Here is a 4562-nt window from a genome sequence, read left to right as displayed (position 1 = left end):
GGCCTAAGGTGCCTTTGGGTAACACATGCATGCTATCAAGCCAGCGTTTAAAGTCATTTAACAGAGGCAGACTTTCTTGCTGTCTGAGTTGTTGCCGAGCCTCGGCCGATAAGTGTTTCCCGCGTCGCTCGATGCCGTAGAGCTTGTTGATGAAGGTGAGCGCTTTTTCTGGCTTGCCGGCTTTTTTCGAGGGCGACGCCTTTTGCGCATCGGTAAATTTACGGCGAACATGGGCCATACACGCTGCTTGCGTCACACCGTCAACGGTATCGTAAGCACTGTAACCATCGGACAGAAGATAGCCCTGATAATCGCCCAGGAACGCTCGCACACACGCGCCGGCTCGACTGGGTTGATAATCGTAAATCACCACCGGGTGGTCGGTAAATTCACCACTGCGATACACCCACATGTAAGAGGTCGACTGCGCTTTTCTATCTGCTTCTTTGAGCACTTGCACCGTGGTTTCATCGGCGCAGATAAGTGGCTCGCTGGCTAACTGTGCTTTCATCGTAGCGATAATCACGTCAACTTTGCTGCCCAGCTGCACACACCAGTTGGCTAAAGTGGCACGGCTAATGTCGATACCCGCTCGGTTCAGCATATCGACTTGACGATATAGCGGCAGTGCATCCACATATTTGGCGGTCACGACGGCGGCAAACGCCTCTGGACTGCCAAGGCTTTTGGGGATCATGCTAGCTGGCTTCGGTGCGGTCACTACCTGGCTGGTTTCAGCGGTTTGCTCGCACTGGCGGCAGGCATATTTGGTGCGCTCATGGCGAATGACACTGACCCGCTGCGGCACGATTTTCAAGGTTTCGCTCACTTCTTTGCCACAGGCGTGTAAGGGCACGTCGCAGCACGCGCAATAAGGGGTATTTAAGGTATGGGTGTGCACCTCACGCTCAAGATCAGCAGGTAGGGGTTTGCGTCCTGTTTGACGTCGCGCCTTAGGCGCAGAGGGTAACGCATCTTGCTGCTCGGCTTCGTTGAAAGTGCCTTTCGCCACTTTTTCACTTTGCGCGGCAAAGCGCTTGGATTGGCTCAGGTTTAACTGCTCAATCAATAACTGAACGTGGTTTTTTAACGCCGAGATCTCTTCCTCTTTGTCATGCAGCAATGCCTCTTTCGCCACTAGCATGGCTTTAAGTTGCTCGATATCATCAGGGAGGTCGGTCATTGGGCGTCATCTTCTTACCGTGTAATGGCAACAAGTTTGACGGCGCAAAAGGATCGTTCAAGGGCAATATGATGATCACTGTCATGGGTCACACTTCTAGTCCCTTTAAAGGATGATGCCCGTGACTGTTTTCCAGTGACAGTCCCGAGAGGAGCCAGTGAAGTTGCGGTTTACTCAGAGTGATCACGCCGTCAGGGCTTGGGCGAGGCCACTTGAAGGTGCCCTTTTCTAGGCGGCGGTAATACAGCCAAAACCCATTGGTATCCCAGAATAAGATTTTGAGCTTATCGCGACCACGATTACAGAAAATAAACCAGGCTTCACTAAAGGGATCCATCTCAAGCTGCTCGGCCACGATCAATGATAGACCGTCAATCGACTTGCGCATATCGGTGACGCCAGAGACCAAGAATACCTTGCCAGAAGGCGTCATTGCAGTGCATCCACCCAGTGTTTGATTTGTGCGGCGTTGAGCGTGGCGGGTAACTCGGCGCGAATGCCATTGGCAAAGACAAGCACGACGGACGCCCCTGGTAAGTGACCGGACGCGTCGACCACAACCGGCTGCACGGTTTGCGCTTGTTGGTGTTCACGTAATCGCTTCGACCAATAATAAAAAGTTTGATAGGGAATAGCGTTGTCTTGGCAAAACTGCTTAATGGACACTGTGCTTTGCTTTTGTTGTTCAATAATCGCCGCCCAGTGCGCGCGTTTTTGTGCTTGTTTCATGGTACCTCCGTTCAAAAAGGTACTATGGCAAAGCCCGTGTCTTATGGGTATGTGGGGTTTATTAACCGCTTACCGCCATCCGACATTGAGGCCAACGATTAACCTCGATCGTGGCAGACGGCCAGGTCGTTAATCTTTTCTAAGCTGCCTGTGCGGCAGTGAACATAAGGCCCGGGCGGATTCGCCATTTTGTGCCTTTCTAAGCTGCCTGTGCGGCAGTGAACGTGGCTTATGACAAGGAACAATTAGGCCGGCTTTTCTAAGCTGCCTGTGCGGCAGTGAACGCTCTTACACCAGAATGTTGAAGGAGGAGCAGTTTCTAAGCTGCCTGTGCGGCAGTGAACGAATGGGTCATAGTTGCGTTGCTCTATATAAGTTTCTAAGCTGCCTGTGCGGCAGTGAACAGCGTGAGCAACCAGCGCGCAAATGGTATGATTTTCTAAGCTGCCTGTGCGGCAGTGAACCTAGCGGATTAGAGCAGGGGACACAAAGAGCCTTTCTAAGCTGCCTGTGCGGCAGTGAACCCTACACGCCCACGACGCAGACTTTACGTCTTTTTCTAAGCTGCCTGTGCGGCAGTGAACATTGCCGACGCCCGCCGGTGACACTGTAAAACTTTCTAAGCTGCCTGTGCGGCAGTGAACTGTGCCCGAGCGGAATGACGTAGCGACTTGTATTTCTAAGCTGCCTGTGCGGCAGTGAACAATTTATCCGGTTTGATGTTGCGCCTTCCAACTTTCTAAGCTGCCTGTGCGGCAGTGAACAATTAAATGACGGCTGGTATCGGATTTATATCTTTCTAAGCTGCCTGTGCGGCAATGAACGGAATCTTAGACTTTGGCGCGTTGCGTACAATTTTCTAAGCTGCCTGTGCGGCAGTGAACAATGGTATGATGGAGGCGTCATTCGACTTGGATTTCTAAGCTGCCTGTGCGGCAGTGAACTTTGTCTGTTTAATCAGTCGCGCCATTGGCAGTTTCTAAGCTGCCTGTGCGGCAGTGAACGCTCAATGAAACGGGGTTTTTGCTTTTTGGGATTTCTAAGCTGCCTGTGCGGCAGTGAACGCATTGAACAGCCGCTGCGGTGTTGCCGAAGCTTTCTAAGCTGCCTGTGCGGCAGTGAACCCAACGAGCTACGTGGCGCAATTGTCTGGAAATTTCTAAGCTGCCTGTGCGGCAGTGAACAGGCCGGTTATTAAGCCGCTGACGTTGGCAAATTTCTAAGCTGCCTGTGCGGCAGTGAACTTGATCGGTTTGCCGTGCCACGTGCCCTCAACTTTCTAAGCTGCCTGTGCGGCAGTGAACTTGGTGATGGTTACAGCCAGCGCGCGCCAAAATTTCTAAGCTGCCTGTGCGGCAGTGAACACTCGATGAGCAAGCGGCGCAGCAACTCGCTCTTTCTAAGCTGCCTGTGCGGCAGTGAACAAACGCTGACGGTGAGCTTAGGCGCCGCGGGCTTTCTAAGCTGCCTGTGCGGCAGTGAACTGATTCTCCTTGCAGCTGGAAAGCCGCCGAACTTTCTAAGCTGCCTGTGCGGCAGTGAACGTCAAGGCTGACTGGCCGCTCGATGACGTAACTTTCTAAGCTGCCTGTGCGGCAGTGAACAGCACATTGGGCAAAATGCAATCGCCCAACACTTTCTAAGCTGCCTGTGCGGCAGTGAACCGGGGAGTGCCCAGGTTCAGCGTGGCGGGACCTTTCTAAGCTGCCTGTGCGGCAGTGAACTAGCTCGCGCTCGAGTGATTCAATGCGATTAATTTCTAAGCTGCCTGTGCGGCAGTGAACGATTTCTTCCGCTGGAATGCCGGTTTTTTGCTTTTCTAAGCTGCCTGTGCGGCAGTGAACACCCGTTTGGCGACTATGAGGGAAAGCTAGCATTTCTAAGCTGCCTGTGCGGCAGTGAACCGACCCATTGTACCAGTTGCCGCCGCGTCGCGTTTCTAAGCTGCCTGTGCGGCAGTGAACAAACGCTGACGGTGAGCTTGGGCGCCGCGGGCTTTCTAAGCTGCCTGTGCGGCAGTGAACACCACGCTCGACAATCACCCCGGTATCGATGATTTCTAAGCTGCCTGTGCGGCAGTGAACCGTCTCGTGAAAAGAAAGGAACTTTTCGCAACTTTCTAAGCTGCCTGTGCGGCAGTGAACTTTCGCCAAGCACCATTGGCCGCATCGAACGCTTTCTAAGCTGCCTGTGCGGCAGTGAACCCGCTTTGTTGATGCTGGCGCGGCTCAATACATTTCTAAGCTGCCTGTGCGGCAGTGAACTTTGCCGAGGAATCATTAAACGCAGTAACCGATTTCTAAGCTGCCTGTGCGGCAGTGAACTTCGCCGCATAGCCCACGGCTTTGATGATATATTTCTAAGCTGCCTGTGCGGCAGTGAACAATAGAATAACCTAACAATCGTCAGTAACAACAGGCCGTTAGGATAAAAATGGCCTTTTACCCTTGTTAAAAACGGCCTGCCGTAACCAGCTGTATTTAAAGTTTATTTTTAAAGAGCCCAAAAAGAAGGGGTAAAGAGGGGTTTCTCCCTCAAAAACACGGCACCGCAGATTGCTGATCGGGTTCGCGTCGGCTGAGCCCATAACAGGTGAAGGGTTGGTCCTTGTGTCGGCTGAGCCCATAACAGGTGAAGGGTTGGTCCTTGT

3 protein-coding genes and 1 CRISPR repeat array are annotated in these 4562 nt (G+C 52.6%); all 3 genes read right to left on the bottom strand.

Annotated features, from left to right (window positions below):
• Positions 1–1183, bottom strand: a 1183-nt coding sequence (gene tnpC / locus BZG77_RS14220) for an IS66 family transposase (RefSeq protein ID WP_077647712.1), incomplete at its 3' end; no start/stop codon positions are given.
• An 88-nt stretch (positions 1184–1271) separates the two neighbouring features.
• Positions 1272–1616, bottom strand: a complete 345-nt coding sequence (tnpB, locus tag BZG77_RS14215; RefSeq protein WP_025675503.1) for an IS66 family insertion sequence element accessory protein TnpB — start codon at positions 1614–1616, stop codon at positions 1272–1274.
• Positions 1613–1912, bottom strand: a complete 300-nt coding sequence (gene tnpA, locus BZG77_RS14210; protein WP_077459646.1) for an IS66 family insertion sequence element accessory protein TnpA — start codon at positions 1910–1912, stop codon at positions 1613–1615. The genes tnpB and tnpA overlap by 4 nt, the downstream gene beginning before the upstream one ends.
• A 136-nt stretch (positions 1913–2048) precedes the next feature.
• A CRISPR array of direct repeats spans positions 2049–4296; the repeat unit is 28 nt; unit sequence TTTCTAAGCTGCCTGTGCGGCAGTGAAC.
• Positions 4297–4562 lie beyond the last annotated feature (266 nt).

Origin of the sequence: Salinivibrio sp. IB643 (genome assembly GCF_001996105.1) — a bacterium.
In the GTDB taxonomy this organism is placed as follows: domain Bacteria; phylum Pseudomonadota; class Gammaproteobacteria; order Enterobacterales; family Vibrionaceae; genus Salinivibrio; species Salinivibrio costicola.
The sequence above is the reverse complement of the archived record's forward strand: the minus strand, read 5'-3'. Positions and strand labels throughout refer to the sequence as shown.